Annotated in this window: 22 protein-coding genes and 1 riboswitch; of the genes, 1 reads left to right on the top strand and 21 read right to left on the bottom strand. The window is 36.7% G+C overall.

Annotation, left to right across the window (positions count from 1 at the left end; translation table 11 throughout):
* Nucleotide 1: 1 nt before the first annotated feature.
* The 15 genes from rsgA to VRHSUH10_RS01215 form a co-directional block, all read right to left on the bottom strand.
* Complete coding sequence (rsgA, locus tag VRHSUH10_RS01285; RefSeq protein ID WP_105089144.1) at nucleotides 2–865, bottom strand: ribosome small subunit-dependent GTPase A; 864 nt, start codon at nucleotides 863–865, stop codon at nucleotides 2–4.
* An 8-nt stretch (nucleotides 866–873) separates the two neighbouring features.
* A complete protein-coding gene (pknB, locus tag VRHSUH10_RS01280; RefSeq protein WP_105089541.1) occupies nucleotides 874–2,799 on the bottom strand; it encodes a Stk1 family PASTA domain-containing Ser/Thr kinase in 1,926 nt (641 codons plus the stop codon).
* 27 nt (nucleotides 2,800–2,826) lie between these two features.
* A complete protein-coding gene (locus VRHSUH10_RS01275; protein ID WP_105089143.1) occupies nucleotides 2,827–3,528 on the bottom strand; it encodes a Stp1/IreP family PP2C-type Ser/Thr phosphatase in 702 nt (233 codons plus the stop codon).
* The gene (gene rlmN / locus VRHSUH10_RS01270) at nucleotides 3,521–4,567 is read right to left on the bottom strand and encodes a 23S rRNA (adenine(2503)-C(2))-methyltransferase RlmN (RefSeq protein ID WP_105089142.1); all 1,047 of its coding nucleotides are present in this window, start codon (nucleotides 4,565–4,567) and stop codon (nucleotides 3,521–3,523) included. Before rlmN ends, VRHSUH10_RS01275 begins: the two co-directional genes overlap by 8 nt.
* Nucleotides 4,568–4,585: 18 nt before the next feature.
* Nucleotides 4,586–5,941 (bottom strand): 16S rRNA (cytosine(967)-C(5))-methyltransferase RsmB, encoded by a 1,356-nt coding sequence (rsmB, locus tag VRHSUH10_RS01265; protein ID WP_105089141.1) that lies wholly within the window; start codon nucleotides 5,939–5,941, stop codon nucleotides 4,586–4,588.
* Nucleotides 5,934–6,716, bottom strand: coding sequence for a DUF116 domain-containing protein (locus VRHSUH10_RS09595; protein ID WP_105089140.1), 783 nt, complete (start codon nucleotides 6,714–6,716; stop codon nucleotides 5,934–5,936). Before VRHSUH10_RS09595 ends, rsmB begins: the two co-directional genes overlap by 8 nt.
* Complete coding sequence (fmt, locus tag VRHSUH10_RS01255; RefSeq protein WP_105089139.1) at nucleotides 6,700–7,710, bottom strand: methionyl-tRNA formyltransferase; 1,011 nt, start codon at nucleotides 7,708–7,710, stop codon at nucleotides 6,700–6,702. Before fmt ends, VRHSUH10_RS09595 begins: the two co-directional genes overlap by 17 nt.
* Nucleotides 7,703–8,191 (bottom strand): peptide deformylase, encoded by a 489-nt coding sequence (gene def, locus VRHSUH10_RS01250; RefSeq protein WP_105089138.1) that lies wholly within the window; start codon nucleotides 8,189–8,191, stop codon nucleotides 7,703–7,705. The genes fmt and def overlap by 8 nt, the downstream gene beginning before the upstream one ends.
* A gap of 13 nt (nucleotides 8,192–8,204) precedes the next feature.
* Nucleotides 8,205–10,388, bottom strand: a complete 2,184-nt coding sequence (gene priA, locus VRHSUH10_RS01245; protein WP_105089137.1) for a primosomal protein N' — start codon at nucleotides 10,386–10,388, stop codon at nucleotides 8,205–8,207.
* Nucleotides 10,389–10,450: 62 nt separating this feature from the next.
* On the bottom strand, nucleotides 10,451–11,641 hold the full coding sequence (gene metK / locus VRHSUH10_RS01240; RefSeq protein WP_105089136.1) for a methionine adenosyltransferase: 1,191 nt from the start codon (nucleotides 11,639–11,641) through the stop codon (nucleotides 10,451–10,453).
* A gap of 49 nt (nucleotides 11,642–11,690) precedes the next feature.
* A riboswitch (SAM riboswitch) is annotated at nucleotides 11,691–11,791 on the bottom strand.
* 101 nt (nucleotides 11,792–11,892) lie between these two features.
* Nucleotides 11,893–13,086 (bottom strand): bifunctional phosphopantothenoylcysteine decarboxylase/phosphopantothenate--cysteine ligase CoaBC, encoded by a 1,194-nt coding sequence (gene coaBC / locus VRHSUH10_RS01235; protein ID WP_105089135.1) that lies wholly within the window; start codon nucleotides 13,084–13,086, stop codon nucleotides 11,893–11,895.
* A 54-nt stretch (nucleotides 13,087–13,140) separates the two neighbouring features.
* Nucleotides 13,141–13,356: a DNA-directed RNA polymerase subunit omega gene (gene rpoZ, locus VRHSUH10_RS01230; RefSeq protein ID WP_004695660.1), complete on the bottom strand. Its 216-nt coding sequence runs from the start codon at nucleotides 13,354–13,356 to the stop codon at nucleotides 13,141–13,143.
* A 4-nt stretch (nucleotides 13,357–13,360) separates the two neighbouring features.
* The gene (gene gmk / locus VRHSUH10_RS01225; RefSeq protein ID WP_105089134.1) at nucleotides 13,361–13,990 is read right to left on the bottom strand and encodes a guanylate kinase; all 630 of its coding nucleotides are present in this window, start codon (nucleotides 13,988–13,990) and stop codon (nucleotides 13,361–13,363) included.
* An 8-nt stretch (nucleotides 13,991–13,998) separates the two neighbouring features.
* Entirely contained in the window at nucleotides 13,999–14,268 is a 270-nt protein-coding gene (gene remA / locus VRHSUH10_RS01220; RefSeq protein WP_005386753.1) for an extracellular matrix/biofilm regulator RemA, read from the bottom strand.
* Between the two features lie 14 nt (nucleotides 14,269–14,282).
* Nucleotides 14,283–15,164 (bottom strand): YicC/YloC family endoribonuclease, encoded by an 882-nt coding sequence (locus VRHSUH10_RS01215; protein ID WP_005386754.1) that lies wholly within the window; start codon nucleotides 15,162–15,164, stop codon nucleotides 14,283–14,285.
* 127 nt (nucleotides 15,165–15,291) lie between these two features.
* Between VRHSUH10_RS01215 and VRHSUH10_RS01210 the strand changes: the two genes are divergently transcribed.
* Nucleotides 15,292–17,007 carry an NFACT family protein gene (locus VRHSUH10_RS01210; RefSeq protein ID WP_105089133.1) on the top strand — a complete coding sequence of 572 codons (1,716 nt, stop codon included), beginning with the start codon at nucleotides 15,292–15,294 and terminating at the stop codon, nucleotides 17,005–17,007.
* Between the two features lie 42 nt (nucleotides 17,008–17,049).
* On the opposite strand, the gene VRHSUH10_RS01205 is transcribed toward VRHSUH10_RS01210, so the two are convergent.
* The 6 genes from VRHSUH10_RS01205 to der all read right to left on the bottom strand — a co-directional run bounded on the left by VRHSUH10_RS01205 (nucleotide 17,050) and on the right by der (nucleotide 21,576).
* A complete protein-coding gene (locus VRHSUH10_RS01205; protein ID WP_005386756.1) occupies nucleotides 17,050–17,517 on the bottom strand; it encodes a hypothetical protein in 468 nt (155 codons plus the stop codon).
* Between the two features lie 11 nt (nucleotides 17,518–17,528).
* Entirely contained in the window at nucleotides 17,529–18,020 is a 492-nt protein-coding gene (gene coaD / locus VRHSUH10_RS01200) for a pantetheine-phosphate adenylyltransferase (RefSeq protein ID WP_005386757.1), read from the bottom strand.
* A gap of 4 nt (nucleotides 18,021–18,024) precedes the next feature.
* Nucleotides 18,025–18,576 carry a 16S rRNA (guanine(966)-N(2))-methyltransferase RsmD gene (rsmD, locus tag VRHSUH10_RS01195; protein ID WP_105089132.1) on the bottom strand — a complete coding sequence of 184 codons (552 nt, stop codon included), beginning with the start codon at nucleotides 18,574–18,576 and terminating at the stop codon, nucleotides 18,025–18,027.
* A 67-nt stretch (nucleotides 18,577–18,643) separates the two neighbouring features.
* Nucleotides 18,644–19,642 (bottom strand): NAD(P)H-dependent glycerol-3-phosphate dehydrogenase, encoded by a 999-nt coding sequence (locus VRHSUH10_RS01190; protein ID WP_105089131.1) that lies wholly within the window; start codon nucleotides 19,640–19,642, stop codon nucleotides 18,644–18,646.
* 3 nt (nucleotides 19,643–19,645) lie between these two features.
* Nucleotides 19,646–20,242, bottom strand: a complete 597-nt coding sequence (gene plsY, locus VRHSUH10_RS01185) for a glycerol-3-phosphate 1-O-acyltransferase PlsY (protein ID WP_105089130.1) — start codon at nucleotides 20,240–20,242, stop codon at nucleotides 19,646–19,648.
* Nucleotides 20,242–21,576 carry a ribosome biogenesis GTPase Der gene (gene der / locus VRHSUH10_RS01180; RefSeq protein WP_005386761.1) on the bottom strand — a complete coding sequence of 445 codons (1,335 nt, stop codon included), beginning with the start codon at nucleotides 21,574–21,576 and terminating at the stop codon, nucleotides 20,242–20,244. Before der ends, plsY begins: the two co-directional genes overlap by 1 nt.
* Nucleotides 21,577–21,608 lie beyond the last annotated feature (32 nt).

The raw sequence follows: 21,608 nt of genomic DNA, 5'->3' as shown, positions 1-21,608 counted from the left end.
TTTAAAACCTCTTTCGTTGACTTTCTATGTCATTACGTATAGACATATATGCATCATATCGTCCTTGATGAATATGGCCAGCCTCTAAAGCATCTTTTATGCCACAAATAGGTTCATGTTCATGATAACAAGGATTAAATTTACATGTATCAACATAATCACTAAATTCAGGGAATAACGTAGGTAACCGTTCTAATGAAACATCATTGAACTCGATGGCACTAAAGCCTGGTGTATCCATAATAAAGGAATCTGAATCCAAACTATATAAGGAAGCATGACGAGTAGTATGTTTACCACGCTTAATTTTGTCACTAACCTCGCCCGTTTGGAATGCAAACTTAGGATCCACTGCGTTTAACAAACTACTTTTACCAACACCAGAGGGACCTGCAAAAGCAGTTACCTTATGTTCCAAGACATGACGTAAGTCATCAATACCAGTCATATTATATGTAGATGTCATCAATACTTCATAGCCTATAGATTGATAAAGTTTTACCATCGCTTCTGTATCTGAATCCATCAAATCACATTTGTTGATACATAATACAATCGGGATATCTGCATGCTCAATCATAACTAGCATTTTATTGAGCAATAACTCATTAACATCTGGCTCATGGGCAGCTACAACCAATACAACTTGATCTATATTAGCTACCGCAGGTCTTACCATAGCATTATGACGATCATGGATGGACTCAACGAATCCATCCTCTGAAATCGTAACACGGTCACCAACAAGTAAACTGTAGCGACCTTTCTTCAATCTGCCTCGAACTTTACATTCATGAACAGTACCGCTATCGTCTTGTACATAAAAGTAACCATTCATATTTTTGACAACAATGCCTGTAATCATAATTCCCCTTATAATGCTGTTTCTTGTACTAATGCACCATTGAGATAAACCTCAATACGTACATTACCTACACCAGACACTTTTTTAACGATACGATCACCAGGTTTATTTGTATCATCATAAATAACAGCAGAACCTTCATCATCCTTTACGACAATTTTAAGTTCTTGATTTTTAGACCCCGCTGGAACTGTAATATCTACAGTACCAGTTGTTTTATTACTGCTACTATCCGACTTTTTATCAGATTTCTTTTTATCATCTTTGTATTCAGTCGTTAAGTTTACTGTAGATCCTTCATCAATTTCATCGCCAGCCTTAATGCTTTGCTCTGTAACGATAGATTTTTCTTCTACTGAACCAGCTACTTGATTAACGCCAAGATGAGCATTGCTCAATTTATCTCGCGCATCTTTTAAGGTCATACCAATAACATTTGGCATTTGAATCTTTTTAGCTTTTGCTTTATTTACAACGAGATCAATTGTAGTGCCTTTAGAAACTTTAGAATCACCAGATGGACTTTGAGCAATAATAACGCCATCAGGTTTATTATCAACAGATTGTTGAGTTACTTTACCAACAACTAAACCTACATCTTTGAGACGTTGTCGTGCTTGTTCTACAGTTAAACCGGATAAGTCTGGTACTGTAATATCACCAACACCTTTAGAAACGACAAGGTGTATTGTTCGCTGTTCTTTAACCTTTTCCCCAGCCCCTGGAGTCTGAGAAATAACTTGACCTGCTGGTACATCAGGGTTTGTAACTTCACTTGTAGATACGCGCAAATGTTTATCTTCTAAAATATTTTTAGCTACAGATACTTGCTTACCTACAACATTAGGTACATCTACTGTTGTATTGCTCCAGAAGTTACCATAACTCAAGAAGGCACCTAAGAATGCTACTAAGAAAATAACAGCAGCACCTAGAACAATATATTTTTGTGGAATCGATGCTATTTTGCTTAACATACTCTTCTTTTTACCCTCATCTTTTTGCTCTTCTTCAATGGTGCTGAAATCCTCCATAGCTTCAGGATCGACAGCTGGAATCATTTGTGTAGCAAAGTCATATGGTTCATGACGTTGTGTTTTTCCCATTGTAAATCCTTGGGACAATCGTAAATCGCTAATCATATCAGAAATAGAATCAAAACGATCCGCAGGATTTTTAGATAGAGCCTTCATTACTACTGCTTCTAAAAGCGGTGGAATAGACGGATTATATCGGGTTGGAGGAGCTACTTTTTCACGCACATGTTTTAATGCTACTGCGATTGGTGTTTCCCCTTCAAAAGGAACCCTTCCAGTAAGCATTTCATATAAAACTACCCCTAAAGAGTAAATATCAGTATTTCCATCTACAGGTTTACCACTAGCTTGTTCTGGTGATAAATAATGGGCTGACCCTAAAATAGAGTTCGTATACATCACGGTATTGGTAGCATTCATAGCTCGAGCGATGCCAAAGTCAGTAACTTTTACACGACCAGTACGAGTGATAATAACATTATGTGGTTTAATATCACAATGTACTATTCCCATTGTATGCGCGTGCTCTAAACCCTCAGCAATAGCAATTGTGAATTTAACAGCCTCATCTATGGATAGTCTGCCATGACGAGTAATGTATTCTTTTAATGTTTCACCATCTACATATTCCATAATGATATAGTGTAAGTCTTGATCAAACCCTACATCATACATGTTTACAATATTAGGATGATTTAGTTTGCCTGCAGCTTGTGCTTCTCGTTTAAAACGCGTAACAAACTCATCATCATTGGCAAAGTTAGCATGCAATACTTTAATTGCTACTTGTCTACCTAGTAAGGTATCTTCTCCAAGGTATACGTCAGCCATTCCACCAACGCCAATTTTATCAACTATTCGGTAGCGGTTATCTAGAAGTATACCTTTTATATTCATAGTACTCATTATTTCTCCATTTCTAGATTAGATTGTTCCCACCACAATGGTCACATTATCTCCTGCGCCGACATCATATACGGTTTCCATTAATGATTCTATAACTTTCATATCATCATCAGTAGATTGTAAAGCACTAGCTATTACATCATCTGATACATAACCGCATAGTCCATCAGTGCAAAGTAAAATACGATCACCTGGAAGAATGGATTCTACACCACTATCTACCTCTAAAGTATCATCAACACCGACTGCACGGGTTAATAAGTTTCTTTGAGGATGATTTAGCATTTCATCCTTTGTAATCTCTCCAGCAGCTAATAATTCTTGTACCATAGAATGATCTGTAGTAATTTGTCGTAAAAGACCATCTCTATATACATACAAACGACTATCGCCAACACTTGCCCAGTATAATTGGTTACCATTAATAGCTGTAACAACAGCAGTAGTACCCATACCAGCAAGACGTTCTTCATGAGCTACGCGATTGGCTATACGTTCATTTGCATGAATAATAGCATCACATAAGTCTTGTTGACCAACCGTTTGAAGGGAGGCCAAATATTCTTTTATTTCATCAACAGCATAGGTACTAGCAATTTCACCACCACTATAGCCACCCATGCCATCAGTGACAGCACAAATAGGACCGTCTATAAAAAATCGATCTTCATTGCGCTGACGCACAAGTCCAATTTTACTTAAACCAACAAAATTATTCATGATTCTCCTTTTTCCGACCGTGAGCTGCTTTTAGCTGTCCACATGCGGCTTGGATCGCATCGCCCATCTCTTTACGTACCGTTACAGATACACCATAGGAAGCAACGATGTCTTTAAATGTATTCATATTCGTAATAGATGGTTTATATAATTCAATATGTTCATTGCCATTAACAGGAATTAAATTTACATGGCAATTAGGGAAATTCTTACAGATTTCTCCCAAAGCATGAGCCTCCTCCATAGATGCGTTTACAGAATCTATAAGGATATACTCAAAGGTAATACGACGTTGAGTCGTATCATAATAATATTTTACCGCATCTAAGACTTCCGTCAATTCATAACGAGCCCCAACAGGCATAATACTACGACGCACTTCATTATTTGTAGCATGTAATGAGAGTGCTAATGTTATAGGCAATCCTTCATCAGCTAGCTTATAGATGTTAGGAACCCATCCACAGGTAGAAATCGTCATCTTACGATAACTAATATTACAAATTACAGGATCGTGTAACAGTTGTAAAGCTTGTAACACATTATCATAGTTTTGTAACGGCTCACCTGCGCCCATAACGACAACAGAATGAATTTGCTCTTTAGTAAGAGCCCCGAAGATAACAACTTGACCTATGATTTCAGCCACTGTCAAATCACGGTATAAACCGCCTTGTGTTGAAGCACAGAATACACATCCCATAGCACAGCCCACTTGAGAAGAAACACATACAGAATATCCATAATGTTGTTCCATCAAAACGGCTTCTACTCGGCTTTGATCTGTCATTTCAACGAGTATTTTACGAGTCTTCCCATCTGGAGAAACAGACTCTGTAATTAATGTAGGTAAAGAAATAATACAGTTATCACTTAACCATTGACGCAATTCTTTTGGAAATTGTGTCATGTCTTGAAAATCAAACACATATCTATGATAGATATAGTCGATTAACTGTTTCGCTCGAAACTTTTGTATATTATGGGTCTTAAAGATAGATTGTAATTCTTCTAAAGACTTACCCAATAATTCTATCATGGTACTCCATTTCTATTATTATGATATGCGCTTCATACGAGCCATGAAGAATCCATCCATATGATCTCGCGGTGGATATGTTGTAATCATACCATCGGTAGATGGTGGTAATCCTTCATAGGATACAGGGTCAATAACAAAGTTCTTATGAGTTGCTAAGAATTTTTCCAATACATCCTCATTTTCACCGCTATTGATCGTACATGTAGAATATACTAAATATCCGTTAACTTTGACCATTTCAGCGGCTTTTTCTAATATTTCAAGCTGTAATGGAGGCAATTCAGTAAGTAAGGATTCTGTTTTTCTCCAACGCATATCTAATTTTTTTTGTAAAATGCCAAGTCCAGAACATGGTGCATCAACTAAGACACGATCGAATTGTTCCTTCCAATTATCAGGTAAATAACGACCATCTTGGAGCTTAGTAGAAACAATAGATACGCCCAATCGCTGAGCATTGTGATTCATAAGGTCTAATTTATGATCGTATATATCACAACTCATAATAGCGCCTGTATTATTCATGAGGCTTGCCATATGCATAGACTTACCACCTGGCGCAGCACAACAATCTAATATGCGCTCTCCTGGCTGCGGATTTACTACATGGGCCACTAACATAGATGCTTTATCCATAAAGGTAATGTGCCCATCGATAACAGGTTTTGCTTTTTCTAAATGGCCTTGATGCGCATTAATATAAACTACTTCTGGAATATATGTATCCTGCTCAACGGTCCAACCTAAATCTTGTAATTCTTTTAGGCAATCCTCAATAGATATTTTTATCGTATTGATACGTGCCGTCAATCTAGGTTGTTCATTAAACCAAGCGCAAAGATCTATAGTCTTATCCTTACCCATTTCATTCATCCATAAATTAACCAGCCATAATGGTTGATTATAAATGAAAGAAATTTCTTCAGCCTCAGATTTAGCAAGTTCACCAATAGAAATACTATCACTTTCACGCAAAACGGAACGTAACACTGCATTTACAAAACCAGATAAACCTCTAGTTAACTTTTTAGCCAATTTAACAGATTCATTGACAGCTGCACTTTCAGGTACCTTATCCATATAGATAATTTGGTAAATACCTAGTCTAAGAATTTCTACAACCATTGAAGATAATTTCTTGAGAGGTCGTTTTGCAAAGTGAATAATAATGGCATCAAGATAATTTTTTCTACGAATAACACCATATACCAACTCAGTAAAAAATCGTCTGTCTAAATCGGATAGATGATATTTCTGTAAATACTCCTGTAACTTAATATTCGCATAAGCACCATTACGATTAATATCACTCAAAGCTTTCACTGCGAGCAATCGAATATTTTGTTGTTCATAACTTTTTACTTCAGTCATCGTTTTTCCTACCAATTAATTGTTCAACTGCTGCACGAACTCGTTCAGGATCCACTGTAGTATTGCAACATGGTCCATTAGGTCTTTCATTTAAAACACCAATGACAGGTATAGGAAATACATCGGCCATACCACTTGCTAAATCACGTTCACAAGCAATGGCTACAATAGCCTTAGGCCTTGCTTCTTTTACCTTCATTCGCGCTAATGTACCACCTGTTACAACTATAAATTGACAGCCATAATCTTTGGCAACTTGTAATAAACCTCCAACCTGGCATCTACCACACTGCTTACAATTATATACATCATGTGTAACCTTATGAACACAAGAGCTTTCCTGTAAACAATGCGGTGTTAATAACAATATGCGTTTTGGATCAACCGTATACATATCTAGCATCACGAGATGATTAATCAAATCAATCATAGATTGACGCAATTGATCCTTAGTAACCCCTCTCACTTTACCAATCAATAAGGATAATGGAAATAATCCATATATAAACTGATTGGCTAGCCTTAAAACAATAGGATGTAACCGTATTATACCGAAACTAGCAATAATTAAGGATAAGCACAATAACCATATGACACAAATACATACAGAAAAAACGACTGTACTTATTATGGGTGCAATAGGATGTAATTGTGAAAGCCCCGGTTCTAACACATACATTAAAAATCCGATTATGGCTGTAATTAAAGTACATGTAATTGATGATAATATCAGGTATAACGGATACGTTTCGTACTGCTTACATTGAGTCTCCAAAAACGATACCTTCCTTTATCTGATGTCCATTAATAAAATCGGTAGCAGAAATACGCTTTTTATTTTCTGGTTGTACTTCTGTTAATAGAATTATATTTCCATCACCACAAAATACACCTAACCCGGCTATTTTAGATACGATTGTACCAGGCACAGTTGTGGCTGATATAGCAATTGGTACATGTTTACCATGAACATCTATCAAACAGTGAGTCGTATCACTAGGAACCACCTCTCCAGACCATACTTTTAAACGTTTTCCATCGAGATATGTATAACATCCAGGAGCTGGGTTAAGTCCTCTAATGAGATTTGCAATTTCATTAGCAGGCTTAGACCAGTCGATCTGCCCCATTTCTTTTGTAATTTTGGCAGTATGTGTAGCCATTGTATCGTCTTGTGGAGTTGCCACAATTTCTCCATTAACCCAACGATTTAATACGGGAACAATAGTTTCTCCACCAAGCACCGCCATACGTTCAAATAATTGACCTGTCGTTTCACCAGGTAAAATATCGGTCTCTACGACATCGATGATATCACCAGTATCAAGACCATCATCCATATGCATAATGGTAACACCTGTTTTAGTATCCCCATTTAAAATAGCATAATGAATCGGTGCAGCCCCTCTATACTTAGGCAAGATAGATGCATGGACGTTAATACATCCATATTGAGGTAAGCGAATAAGCCATGACGGTAAAATTTTACCGTATGCAATAACCACTACTACATCTGGATTTAACGCTTCAAGTTCTGCTTGTACTTGTTCATCACGTAATGTGACAGGTTGGAACACAGGTAAATTATGTTCAAGCGCTGCCACTTTTACAGGTGGCATTTGAACTTGTTTACCGCGACCTTTTTGTTTATCAGGCTGACAGTATACACCAACTATAGAGTGCCCAGCCTTAATTAATGCTTCTAAAGTAGGAACGGAAAAGTCTGGTGTCCCCATAAATACGACGCGCAATTGTTTTTGATTAGACAATTTCTTTCTCCTCTGGATGATCTGCAATCAATCGTAAGTTTGTCGCTTTTTCTATGAATAAATGACCTTCTAAATGATCGATTTCATGTTGGAAAATACGTGCCAAGAATCCTTCAGCTTTAATTGTTACTTTTTTATTATGAGGGTCAATACCTTTAACAGTGATTTTATCGAATCTTTCAACATCGCCAAAATAACCAGGTACACTCAAACATCCTTCTGGGCCCACTTGAGAACCTTCAGCATGAGTAATTTCAGGATTAATTAAGGCAATGAGACCACTACCAGCATGATCATCTACGACGATAATTCGTTTAGATACAGCTACTTGAGGTGCAGCCAGTCCAACGCCTTCGGTTTCATACATTGTTTCAGCCATATCATCGATAAGGGCTCTAAGTTTTTTATTAACATGTTCTACAGGTTCCGCAATTTGTTTTAAAACGGGATGACCTGCTTTCACAACGTCTAATACTGCCATTTATACTCCTATACTAAACTGGATCTACATCAATCAAAAGTCCTTCTTGTGTGAAGATCCACGAATTATATATATATTCTTTTAAATTTGTTAAATCGGTACCGCGAATCATAATCGCTAAACGATACATATCCCGTACCTTTTTAATACTTGCTTCATAAGGACCATTGATGAGAATATCGCTATTATCTTTATGAGCCTCTAAATCGCTTACAATGCGATTAGCAATGGTCTCCAAGGTGTCCATATTCTGATGACGCACTACCATATGTATCATCTCTCTAAATGGAGGATATCCTAAGGCTTTACGATTTTGAATTTCTTCATTGTAAAAGCCTACATAATCATGAGCCTTACTCTTTATTATAGCATAATTTAAAGGATTATATGTTTGTATAACAACACTGCCCGTTTTATCACCTCGACCAGCCCTACCAGAAGTCTGGGTAAGCAGATCAAAAGTTCGTTCAGATGCAGTATATACAGGAATATTTAAAACGGAATCAGCCGTTAAAATACCAACAGCTGTTACATCTTTAAAGTCATGCCCTTTTGATACCATTTGAGTTCCCAATAAAATATCATATTTATGGGCCCCAAAATCATGTAAAATATCTTCTGCTAATTGCTTATTCTTTGTTACATCTTGATCAAGTCGAGCAATACGTGCAGATTTAAAGTGCCGTCGTAATTCTTCTTCAACCTTTTGTGTGCCTGAGCCAAAGAACTTAATACGTTTGCTATGACATTTTGGGCATACTGTAGGAATTGGTTCATGATGTTCACAATAATGACAACGTAATTCCTCACCAGCCTGGTGATACACCATGGCCACATCACAATGTGGACACATAATGGTTTCCCCACAATCTCTACACATAACAAAGGTATTATAACCACGTCTATTCAAAAGAATAATCATTTGATTATGTTCATTCAATGTTTTTTGAATCAAGCTACTCATAGCATCAGAAAAAACAGAATAGTTACCATGAAGAATTTCTTCCTTCATATCAACAATCGTTACCTTTGGCATGGGTTGTTCAAAAATACGGTGCGGCAACTCTAGCAACTGATACTCCCCTTGCTTAGCTTTATAATAAGAAGTAACAGCTGGTGTAGCAGAGCCTAATATAACAGGACAACCATGTGCTTCTCCACGCCATAAGGCAACGTTGCGGGCATGGTAACGAACCATATCCTCCTGCTTATAAGATGTATCATGCTCTTCATCGACTACGATAAGACCAATATCCTCTGCTGGAGCAAAAACTGCTGATCGGGCACCAATAATAATATGACTATCCTTACGACGTAAACGCTCCCAGTTATTATTGCGTTGTTGGACCGTCAATTTACTATGAAATACTACAACTTCATCACCAAAGGTTTCTACAAAGCGCCGTACTATTTGATCTGTCAAAATAATTTCTGGAACCAGTATAATAGCTGTCTTATCTTGACTTATACAGCGTGCTGTGGCTTTTAAATACAGTTGCGTTTTCCCACTACCTGTTACACCATGCAATAAAAAGGTTTTATGTTGATGTGAATTCATCGCCTCTTGAATAGGCTCATATACCGCTTGTTGTGCATCAGTTAATGGTATATTGACTTCTTCTGTAAACAGTTCATCAAAGGTAGTCTTTGTAGCTTTAAATCTAGATTCAATGGTAATCCCCTGAGCTTCACTCACTTGTTTAATGACCATACGGGAAAATCCTTTGGCCAATAATAAAGCTTTTGATGCACCGCCTACTTCAAGTAAATATTTGGCTAACTCTCGTTGCTTCTTTTTTCGCTCACTAAATTGTTCTACAGAAAAGGCCGGCGTAACAACAAGCCATTCTTCCTTAGGCGCTTCATAGGATTTAAGAGTTTTATTAACTGTAAACAAACGTAATGCATCGCCATAAGAGAATAAATAATATTCATTTAAACGACGTGCAGTATCCATCATTTCAGGCGTAAACCACGGTTCATTGTCTAATACTTGAACAATATTTCGTAATTTAAATTCAGGGGGTTCTAATAATTCTTCATAACCAATTAGAATACCCTCTTCACGACTATTGCCTAAAGGAATAAGTACACGTGTGCCAGGTAAGACATTCCCAAACTTTTCAGGCATTAAGTAGCTTAATGGTTTATGAAGTTGTTTAGCAGGTCTATTAATAATAACTTGTGCGACACGCATACACTATTTCCTTTCATTTATTATAAAAGGTCTCAGTAGAAATTCTACTAAGACCTTTTGTATTATAAGCCAGCTTCAGCTTTTAAAATTGCTGCTTTGTCAGTACGTTCCCAAGGTAAATCTACATCAGTTCTACCGAAGTGACCATATGCTGCAGTTTTGCGATAATGAGGTTTTAACAAATCAAGCATTTCAATAATACCTGCTGGACGAAGGTCGAAATGTTTCTTAACGAGTTCTTGAATTTTAGTTTCCTCAATATGACCTGTACCAAAAGTATCAACTAAGATAGATACAGGATGAGCAACGCCGATTGCGTAAGCAACTTGTACTTCACATTTATCAGCAAGACCTGCTGCAACAACGTTTTTAGCAACATAACGAGCAGCATATGCTGCAGAGCGGTCTACCTTAGATGGATCTTTACCAGAGAACGCACCGCCGCCATGACGAGCCATACCGCCATAAGTATCTACGATGATTTTACGGCCAGTCAAACCAGCATCACCATGAGGACCACCGATTACGAAACGACCAGTTGGGTTGATGAAGTATTTTGTATTATCATCAACAAATTCAGCAGGCAACGCTGCGTCGATAACAAAGCGTTTTAAATCAGCTTTAATTTGTTCTTGAGTTACTTCAGGGCTATGCTGTGTAGAAATAACGATTGTATCAATACGTTTTGGTTTACCATCAACATACTCAACAGTAACTTGCGTTTTACCATCTGGACGAAGGTATGTTAAAGTGCCATCTTTACGAACTTCTGTAAGACGACGGGATAAACGATGAGCTAAAGAAATAGGCATAGGCATAAGTTCAGGTGTTTCATTAGATGCATAACCAAACATCATACCTTGGTCACCAGCACCAATTTTATCTAGTGCTTCACCATTACCATCTTTAGATTCAAGAGCTTCATCAACGCCCATAGCGATATCAGCAGATTGTTCATCGATAGAAACTAGTACACCACAAGTATCGCAGTCAAAACCAAATTTAGCACGTGTATAGCCGATATCTCGAACAGTATCACGTACGATGCGAGGAATATCCACATAAGTATTTGTAGAGATTTCACCTACTACATGAACTAGACCCGTAGTAACTAAAGTTTCACAAGCTACACGAGCAGTTGGATCTTTTTCAATAATCGCATCCAAAACAGCATCAGAAATTTGGTCAGCTATTTTATCTGGATGGCCTTCAGTAACAGATTCAGAAGTAAAAAACATATGTTTTTCAGCCATTTTATCCTCCTAATACGAAAAAAAGCCTCTCATGTACTCATGAGAGACCCTCCCATCTAACGACATTTGTCATAGGAATTAGCACCTTTTCCTCTTGGAATGGTTGCTGTAGCTTCACAGGGCCTATCCCTCCACTACTCTTGATGAGTTACAGAAATATTATAGTGTATTTGCATTGATAAAGCAAGTCATTATTACATATCTTTCTATCAATTACAAACTACAAACATAAGATTCTCTCATGTATGGTGTTATTTATTTTTTACTAATTCCACAACTTCTTTCATAATATTATGGGCCAATTCAGATTTTTTCATATTCGGCATTTCTTTTGGATCTTTATTAGGATATAAGAAGTAGCCTTCATTTGTATCTACATTAAAACCAGCATTAGACTTACTTACGTCATTGGCTACAAGCATATCTAGATTTTTTCTAGCTACCTTATCTTGACCATACTCGATTACATGTTCTGTTTCTGCTGCAAACCCCACAAGAATTTGATGTTTCTTTTTAGCACCTAAACCTTGTAGGATATCTGGATTCTTAACAAGTTCTAATGTCATAGACTCCATTTTTTTTATTTTTTGCTCTGCTTTGTGAAGAACTCTAAAGTCAGATACTGCAGCCGCCATAATGACTACATCTACCGTATCATATCGAGATTCAACAGCTTCTTGCATAGATAAAGCAGAATCAACAGGAACGAAATCTACGCCACTTGGTGCAGCTAAAGATGTAGGAGCACTAACTAAAATAACATTAGCCCCCATGCGTGCTGCTTGTTCAGCAATGGCGTACCCCATCTTGCCGCTAGAACGATTGCCAATATAACGAACAGGATCGATGTTTTCTTGCGTACCACCAGCGGTAACAAGTACTGTGGTACCTTCAAGCTCATTAGATTTGCACATCTGCGATTCAAGCCATTCTACAATGGCTTCAGGCTCTGGTAGGCGTCCTACACCAGTGATACCACAGGCTAGCCAACCTTCAGCCGGTTCCATAATATGGTACCCCAAAGCCTGTAATCCCTCTAAATTTCGTTGCGTAATGGGATTATTATACATTTCTGTATTCATAGCAGGACAAAGATATTTTGGCGCCGTAGTAGCCATTATTGTTGTTGTTAGCATATCATCTGCAATACCAGCATAGATTTTGCCAATCACATTTGCTGTGGCAGGTACAACCACATATGCATCTGCCCATGTTGCTAATGCAATATGCTCCACATCCCATTGGTGTACTTGTTCAAACATGTCGATAGCTACAGGATGTCCACTAATTTCACCAAATGTAAGTGGTGAAGCTATATGAGTGGAGTTTTCAGTCATAACAACCTTTACTTCAGCACCTTTTTTACGAAGTCGGCTTACTACTTCAATTGCCTTATACGCTGCAATACCTGCAGATACAGCGACAATGATATGTTTTCCGCGCATGTTCTTCTCCTTTTAAAAATTCCTTGTATCAAGGATACAAGGAATTGATTCATCTTATTTAATGCCTTCTTTAGTGCGTTTATAAGTCACTTCACCTTCGGCAATTTCATAGAATGCCAAGGATACAGGCTTGTCAGTAGCATGTGTAGATTCAGCTAAGCATGGTTCGCCATCTGTTAATTCACGAGCGCGTTTAGCTGCTAATGTTACCAAAGTATATTTGCTATCAACTTGACTTTCCAATTTTTTCAATGGAGGTTTTACCATCATACTATCACTTCTCCTTAGACTCTTGATACTGTTTATAAATATATTGTATTTGTTCTTTATTACGACTAATCTTGCAAGCTTCTGCACGCAAAATTGACGCTACTCTTTCAGATGCATCTGCTAAATCATCATTTACAACGATATAGTCATATCGATGTGCTAATGCCAATTCAGAACAAGCTAGTGACAATCTTTTATCAATAACCTCTTTTGCATCAGTACCACGATTATGTAATCGTTCAGATAATTCAGTTAAGGATGGCGGTACAATATAAATAAATACAGCATCACTAAAACGTTCCTTAACCTGCATAGCACCTTGAATATCAATTTCTAACAGTACACTTTTACCTTCATCTAATAAATCCATTACATGTTGTTTCGGTGTACCGTAGTAATTATCATATACTTTTGCATATTCTAAAAAAGCATCTTCACTTAATAGAGATTCAAACTCTTCTTTTGAGCGAAAGAAATAATTGACCCCTTCCACTTCACCAACACGTGGTGCCCGTGTTGTCATAGAAACGGAATAAACTAGATTAGGCATTTCTTTTCGAATATTCGCACAAATCGTACCTTTACCTGCGCCAGATGGCCCGGATATAACGATTAATAATCCTCTGTCTGACATATGTACTCCTATGATTCTACTGTATCTTCGTCTACATCATATTGCACAAGTCGATGTGCTACGGTTTCTGGTTGAATTGCAGATAATACAATTTGACCACTATCCATAACTAATACAGCACGAGTCTTACGACCATATGTAGCATCAATGAGTAGGCCCTTATCACGTGCATCTTGAACCATACGTTTAATTGGCGCAGATTCAGGACTAATGATAGCCATAACACGGTTAGCAGATACCATATTACCAAAGCCTATATTCAATAATTGAATACTCATTTATGGACCTCCTATTACTCTACATTCTGTACTTGTTCTCTAATTTTTTCTAACTCACATTTAAGTTGAACCACAAACTCTGTAATACTTGAATCCATAGCTTTGGAACCAATTGTATTCACTTCACGATTCATTTCTTGCAAAATAAAATCCACCTTACGACCGATGGAATTCTCATCTACAAGTGTGTTTTTTAATTGTACCACATGTGAGGTGAATCGGACAATCTCTTCCGTAATATCAGTCTTATCAGCCAGTAAAGCTATTTCCTGCAAAAAACGATCTTCACTTATACTCGCTTCCAAAGAAACTAAGTACTCTTGAATTTTACCTTTTATATGCTCGCGATATGCTTCTACGGCTCCCGCCTTATTCTCATCAATATGTTTGATGACATTTTCTAATGTAGAGATACGTGATAATAAATCTTGTTCAATATGTTTACCTTCTACCGTACGCATTGCTATTAGAGCATCTAATGCTTGAGTTGTAGATTCTTTTACTATTTCTGAAAGAACATCTTCTGCAATCGGTGTATCTTGTTGTTGTATCCATTCGTTAGAAACAGAATTAACGGCTTGTAAAGGTACCTTTTTAGGATCATCATAAAACTCTTCTTGAACAAGTAATTCTTGTATCTGTTTTCTCAATACACTATTTATGGTAAAAGTTTTTGGTCTCTCCCCTGCATCTTGAATAGAAACCGATACTTCAACCTTACCGCGGGTAATTCGATCCTGTACTAATCCGCGAATAATAGTTTCAAAAGGGTTTATTTGCTTTGGACTACGTATAAATAAATCAAGAAATCGCGCATTTACGGACTTTATTTCTACCGTGCAGGTAATGCCATCTTTGGTTGCCGTGCCAGAACCAAAACCGGTCATACTTTTCATGTGATATCCTCCTTAGCAGTTTTTATTATTGTACCACGAATTATACATTCCGTGTTTAAATACTAAGAATTATATGTACATTATGTTATACTAAACTATACTTCTAAATAAAATTGAAAGGAGTACTATGAATTTAGACGGACTTACCATGTCTGTTCTCGCTAAAGAATTAAACGAGCGATTACAAACAGGTCAAATACAAAAATTATATCAAATAGATAAAACTACATTACTATTTAAAATTCGAGCCCTTAACGAAGATCAAAACTTGATTGTTACCGTTGGTGCAACCCCTGCAATGTATCTTAGTAAACCGCTCCAGGATTTACCAAAAGAACCAAGTTCACTATGTATGTTTTTACGTAAACATATTGAAGGTAGCCGCATTGTAAAGGTGGAACAAATTAATGGGGACCGAATCATGTGTATCCAAACGGATAAGCTTGAAATGGATGGATCTATTACAAGTACATTTATCTATGTAGAATTAATGGGCAAATATTCAAACTGTATCTTTGTGCAAGATGGAGTCATTTTAGAATCCTTAATTCACGTATCCCCTTTAATGAATCGTGAACGGTCTATTAGTCCTAAGCTTGACTATGAATTACCACCAAATGCTAATCGTGTAAGTTTGATGGACTTCGATTATGAAGAAATAAGAAATCTACTGACTTCCTTTGGTAATGGTAATGTACAACAATCTATACGAGCTATCTTTAACGGCTTTGGCAAACCCTTATTAGATGAAGTACTATGGTCTTCAAATCTTAGTGGCGATGAATTAATTACTGATCTAAATTCCTCTCAAGTAGATGAATTGGCGAAGGCATTATATGATCTAAAAGAAAAACTAAAAGAAAGTAATGGGTTACTTGCATTACTTAATGAGAATAATAAAAAAGCACACGCCACCTTTACGTTACACAATTACAAAGTACTAAAAGAATATAGTACGATTTCAGAGGCTCTAGAAGAATCGATTCACAATACAAAATCTATTCACACTGCTGATAAGGAACTAGAAAAGATTTTAACAGCAGCCATCAAAAAAGAAGAAATCCGTCATCAAAAGATCAAAGATGAATTAGATGATACTAATAAAATGGATACCTATAAACTGTATGGTGATATCTTAATGATCAATGCTCACTTACAAGTACAGTATGAACCTTCTATTCAATTACCAAATCTTCTTTCTGAAGATGGAGAGTTATTAACAATCCCTTTAAAACCAAATCTTACGATTGTAGAAAACGGACAATGGTATTATAAGCTCTATACAAAATTAAAAAATCGTATGGTCAGCGGTGAATATCAACTTAATGCTAGTACTACAAAACTTGAATATCTCAAATCGATTTTATATAGTATTTCATTAGCCACTACCCGTGAAAGCTTAGAAGAAATTCGAAAAGAATGTATGGATGCGGGCATTATAAAAAAATCCAAAAAGCCCCTATCTTATAAACTAGGTAAATCGAATTACATTCATTTAACCATTGATGAAGGTGAAATATTTATTGGTCGTAACAATCAACAAAACGAATATTTAACCCATCGATTTGCAAAACCAACCGATATTTGGTTCCACACTCAAGATATTCAGGGTTCTCACCTCATATTAAGACTTAATGTAGAACCTGATGATATGATTTTATCTAAGGTTGCTCAATATGCAGCATATTTTAGTAAGGCTCGTGAAACTAGTAAGGTACCTGTAGACTACACATATATTAAAAATATCAAAAAACCACCTGGGTCTCCTCTTGGATTTGTTATTTTTAATACTCATCAAACAATGATTGTAGAGCCTAAAAAACCCGATAATTATACTGAATAAAAAAAGAAGCGAAGGAAATCCTTCGCTTCTTTTTTATTTATATTATTGGTTTTCTTCTGTACGTTGTTCAGTTTGTTTCAAACTTTCACGATTTTGACGTAAGCTTTCCAATGTTTTCTCTAAGTTGTTTTCCACATATTTAAGAACATCACCAGCATATTGAATAGAGCTAGATTTCAATTCTTCAGAGGATTGGTTAGCTGCATTGATAATTTGATTGGCTTGTTCTTGCGCTTGTTTTACAAGTTCGCTTTCAGCAGTTAATTTAGCAATGTAGTCTTTTGCTTGATCAATTAAAGTTTCAGCTTGACGTTGAGCATCAGCTAATACTTTATCTTTATCAGCTACAATACGACGAGACTCTTCAAGTTCCAATGGTAAGGACTCTTGAATAGAATCAATAATACGCATAATTTCGTCTTCCTCAACCATACGTTTTGTAGTCATAGGAATACGGCTGCTAGATTCAATAAGAACCTCTAAATCTTCTAATAATTTTTCTGTTTTCATACAATTCACCCCTATTTATTATGGACCGTATTAAAGCGTTCTTCAAGTTTTTCCTTAACATCATCCGGAACTAACCCATCTAGCTTACCGCCAAATTTTGCAAGTTCACGAATACCTGTGGAGCTGACGAAAGAGTATTTATTATTAGTCATAATAAATACAGTTTCAATATCATCATCCAAATATTTTGCAAACAACGCACGTTGAAATTCATATTCAAAGTCACTTAACGCGCGCAAACCACGAATGATTATAGTAGCATTCTTAGATTTAACATATTCGTTAAGCAAACCGCCTGTACAATCAATCTCAACATTAGGAATATGTTTGACAGAATTTCGAATCATCTCAACCCGTTCTTCCATGGTAAACAAGGAATTTTTATTCGGATTAGAGCTAACAGCAATGATTAATTTATCAACTAATCGACTGCCGCGTTCAAAAATATCAACATGTCCATTTGTAACTGGGTCAAAACTACCCGGACACACACCTATACGCACAGGTTTAGCTCCTTTCAGCTGTGTTTACAAAATAGGAAACCATCGTATAACCAAATTTCTGTTCTTTTATACACTCCCATGATTCAGGCAAGGTAAAGGCCTCATCCTTGTGGTGTTCTAATAGTAAAACACCGTCAGGCTTTAATAAATCATAGGTCACAACCAAATCTATGGTGTCTTGTATAAATCCATTTTCATATGGTGGATCAGAAAAAATATAATCGAACTGTTGTCCCATTATATAGTTTTTTAATTGTGAAAGTTTCCTCGGAATGATTTCTAACCGATCTTCCACATGGCAGTGTTTAGCATTCTCTAAAATCAATTTTCCTGTTTTAAAGTCTACCGCTACTGCATGTGCTGCACCACGACTTAAGGCTTCAATAGCTACTGCACCTGTACCAGAAAATATATCTAATACACGAGTACCAAATATACCTCTATTAGATAATACATTAAACACACTTTCACGAACACGATCAAGTGTAGGTCTTGTATCTACCCCTTTAGGTGCTTTTATAGTATGTCCCTTTGCAGTTCCGCCAATAATTCGCATACAACCCTCACAAGATTATACTCATTAATTATAGTATATAAATAACCAAATTAAAAGTATCTTTTATTTATGATACTTCAATTTTAATATCTCGTCCCATCAATTCAGCTAATGCCAAAGCTGGAGATTTTTCTTCATATAAGACTTCATATAAAGCCTTAGTTATAGGCATTTCAATATGATGTTCACAAGCCATCTTATAAACAATGTCGGTAGCAAAGAAGCCTTCTACAACCATATTCGTATGATTAATGATATAGTCCATTGTTTTTCCATCTGCTAATTGTTGACCAGCGGCTCTATTACGTCCATGAGGACTCATACAAGTGGCAATCAAATCACCCATACCAGCAAGACCAGCATAGGTTTCCTTTTGTGCCCCCAAGGCTACACCAAAGCGAGTCATCTCATGTAAACCACGAGTTAAGAGTAAGGCTTTACAGTTATCACCTAACTTCAATCCATCAACAATCCCTGCGGCAAGAGCAATAATATTCTTCGTTGCCCCAGCTAATTCAACACCGGTAATATCTGTATTTGCATAAATTCTAAAGTTTTGACTACATAATGTTTTCTGTAACCTAGTGGCCACTTCAAGATTTTCTGTACTCAATACAGAGGCAGCGGGCAAATCACGACCGATTTCCTCTGCATGATTTGGACCAGATAAAACTGCAAGATTACAACCTATAGGACCTAGAACCTCTCGCATAACTGTAGTCAATAACTTACCAGTAGTACGTTCTACACCTTTTGAGCAAAGTATATAGGATTGTTCTTTATGCGCATATGGTTTAAGAGCCTCTAAACTAGTGCGTACATGTACAGACGGTGTAACCATTAGAACGATATCAGCCGCTTTGATACAAGTAGCAAGATCTGAGCTATATAGTAATTCCTTTGGTAATGTTACACCTGGTAAGTACTCTTTATTCTCTAAATCTTTTGCTAATTGTTTAGCAAATTCTGGGCGTCGACAATATAAAGTTGTAGTATTTCCAGCTAATACGGATTTAATAGCAAGAGCAGTACCCCAGCTACCAGAGCCGACAACAACAACATTCATAAATTAATCCTTTTTGATACGTTCTACTTTTAACTCATTACCTGCTAGTAAACGTTTAATATTATCCCAATGTCGAACAATGACAAATAAAGCTGCCAAAGCGCCAAAGCCTACGAACCAATAAGATTCACCTGTAAAGTACATTAAAATTGGTACTAAAGCTGCCGCTATAATAGATCCTAGTGATACGAGCTTAGTAAAATAGACTATTACGCCCCATACCAAGAAGGCAATCAAAGCCACTAATGGTGATAAAGCAATTAGAACACCTAGTCCTGTAGCTACCCCACGACCACCTTTAAAGCCTAAGAAAATAGACCAGTTATGACCCATCATAGCAAGGATGCCACCTAAAATCATATACATAGGACCATAAGAGGACAACAATACAACCCCAGCTGCCCCTTTTAAAGCATCACAGAGAAATACTGATAGTGCAGCTTTTAGACCTATAACGCGATACGTATTAGTAGCACCAATATTTTTAGAACCATATTGACGTACATCTGTATTAAAGAAGGTCTTGCCAATAATTAGGCCACTAGGAATTGAACCAATAAGGTATGCCAACACAGCATATACAATAATCATAATATCCATTAGTCTTCATCATCTCGTTTCTTACCACGCAATACTAAACGAATTGGTGTGCCTTCAAAACCGAAGGACTCACGCAATCGATTTTCTAAGAAACGCATATATGAGAAGTGAATTAACTCTGGTTCATTTACAAACAAAATAAATGTAGGTGGTTTAACACTAGCTTGCGTCATATAGTAAATTTTTGGAATTCTGCCATTACGAGAAGGTACAGGATTTACTGTTTGAGCATCTTGTAACAATTGATTTAATGTACCTGTAGACACGCGACGATATTGTTGTTCAGATACAAACTTAAGCATATCTGCTAAACGATGTATACGTTGTTTTGTAAGTGCTGAAGCAAATAGAATTGGAGCAAATTGCAAGAAACCTAATTCATCATAAATATCTTCAGTAAAGCGCAATGTTGTTTTGTCATCTTTTTCAATAAGATCCCATTTATTAACAACAATAATTACACCCTTGCCTGCTTCATAAGCATAGCCAGCAATTTTCTTATCTTGTTCTGTAACGCCATCTTGAGCATCAAGGACAAGAACGACGATATCTGAACGGTCTACAGAACGCAAGGAACGAACAATACTATATCGTTCAACAGCTTCTTCGATTTTAGACTTACGACGCATACCTGCTGTATCAATAAGAACAAATTTTTGATCGCCATGAGTCCAATATGTATCGATAGAGTCACGTGTTGTGCCCGCTACATCAGATACAATTACACGGTCTTGACCCAATAAGGCATTAGTCAAAGAAGATTTGCCTACATTAGGACGACCAATAACGGCTACATGAATAGTATCTTCGTCATCAACATTTGTCCCAACTGGAGGGAAATGTTTAACCGTATCATCTAGTAAGTCACCTAAATTCATTAAGTTCTTAGCGGAGATACCGATAGGATCGCCTAAGCCAAGATTGTAGAATTCATAAATATTAGGTTCCTGATTAACACTGTCAATTTTGTTAACAACTAATACTACAGGTTTACCGCTAGCACGTAAGATATTAGCAACCTCTTCATCAGCAGGTACAATACCTTGTTTACCATCTACAACAAATAAGATTACATCTGCCTCTTCAATAGCCAATTCAGCTTGTAATCGCATCATCTTAGGAATAACATGACTATTATCTGTAATAAATTCGATACCGCCAGTATCGATCATTGTAAATTCACGATTTAACCACTCTGCGTCAAAGTAAATACGATCCCGTGTTACACCAGGGATATCTTCAACGATAGAGATCCGTTTATTAACAATGGCATTAAAAAGTGTAGATTTCCCTACATTTGGACGACCTACAACGGCCACTAATGGTTTTGCCATGGTTTCACCTCATTATCTAATCTAATACATTA

It is taken from the genome of Veillonella sp. T11011-6 (assembly GCF_002959755.1).
GTDB lineage: Bacteria > Bacillota > Negativicutes > Veillonellales > Veillonellaceae > Veillonella.
This window is presented reverse-complemented; position numbering and strand designations above follow the sequence as displayed.

What these genes read in the sequence shown, in the direction of transcription:
- priA (WP_105089137.1), bottom strand. Translation starts at nt 10,388, where the DNA reads ATGCGTGTCGCACAAGTTATTATTAATAGACCTGCTAAACAACTTCAT.
- coaBC (WP_105089135.1), bottom strand. Translation starts at nt 13,086, where the DNA reads ATGCGCGGAAAACATATCATTGTCGCTGTATCTGCAGGTATTGCAGCG.
- rlmN (WP_105089142.1), bottom strand. Translation starts at nt 4,567, where the DNA reads ATGATAGAATTATTGGGTAAGTCTTTAGAAGAATTACAATCTATCTTT.
- metK (WP_105089136.1), bottom strand. Translation starts at nt 11,641, where the DNA reads ATGGCTGAAAAACATATGTTTTTTACTTCTGAATCTGTTACTGAAGGC.
- VRHSUH10_RS01210 (WP_105089133.1), top strand. Translation starts at nt 15,292, where the DNA reads ATGAATTTAGACGGACTTACCATGTCTGTTCTCGCTAAAGAATTAAAC.
- VRHSUH10_RS01190 (WP_105089131.1), bottom strand. Translation starts at nt 19,642, where the DNA reads ATGAATGTTGTTGTTGTCGGCTCTGGTAGCTGGGGTACTGCTCTTGCT.
- rsgA (WP_105089144.1), bottom strand. Translation starts at nt 865, where the DNA reads ATGATTACAGGCATTGTTGTCAAAAATATGAATGGTTACTTTTATGTA.
- pknB (WP_105089541.1), bottom strand. Translation starts at nt 2,799, where the DNA reads ATGAATATAAAAGGTATACTTCTAGATAACCGCTACCGAATAGTTGAT.
- rsmD (WP_105089132.1), bottom strand. Translation starts at nt 18,576, where the DNA reads ATGCGAATTATTGGCGGAACTGCAAAGGGACATACTATAAAAGCACCT.
- VRHSUH10_RS01215 (WP_005386754.1), bottom strand. Translation starts at nt 15,164, where the DNA reads ATGAAAAGTATGACCGGTTTTGGTTCTGGCACGGCAACCAAAGATGGC.
- VRHSUH10_RS01275 (WP_105089143.1), bottom strand. Translation starts at nt 3,528, where the DNA reads ATGAATAATTTTGTTGGTTTAAGTAAAATTGGACTTGTGCGTCAGCGC.
- plsY (WP_105089130.1), bottom strand. Translation starts at nt 20,242, where the DNA reads ATGGATATTATGATTATTGTATATGCTGTGTTGGCATACCTTATTGGT.
- gmk (WP_105089134.1), bottom strand. Translation starts at nt 13,990, where the DNA reads ATGTCAGACAGAGGATTATTAATCGTTATATCCGGGCCATCTGGCGCA.
- rsmB (WP_105089141.1), bottom strand. Translation starts at nt 5,941, where the DNA reads ATGACTGAAGTAAAAAGTTATGAACAACAAAATATTCGATTGCTCGCA.
- der (WP_005386761.1), bottom strand. Translation starts at nt 21,576, where the DNA reads ATGGCAAAACCATTAGTGGCCGTTGTAGGTCGTCCAAATGTAGGGAAA.
- VRHSUH10_RS01205 (WP_005386756.1), bottom strand. Translation starts at nt 17,517, where the DNA reads ATGAAAACAGAAAAATTATTAGAAGATTTAGAGGTTCTTATTGAATCT.
- def (WP_105089138.1), bottom strand. Translation starts at nt 8,191, where the DNA reads ATGGCAGTATTAGACGTTGTGAAAGCAGGTCATCCCGTTTTAAAACAA.
- rpoZ (WP_004695660.1), bottom strand. Translation starts at nt 13,356, where the DNA reads ATGATGGTAAAACCTCCATTGAAAAAATTGGAAAGTCAAGTTGATAGC.
- remA (WP_005386753.1), bottom strand. Translation starts at nt 14,268, where the DNA reads ATGAGTATTCAATTATTGAATATAGGCTTTGGTAATATGGTATCTGCT.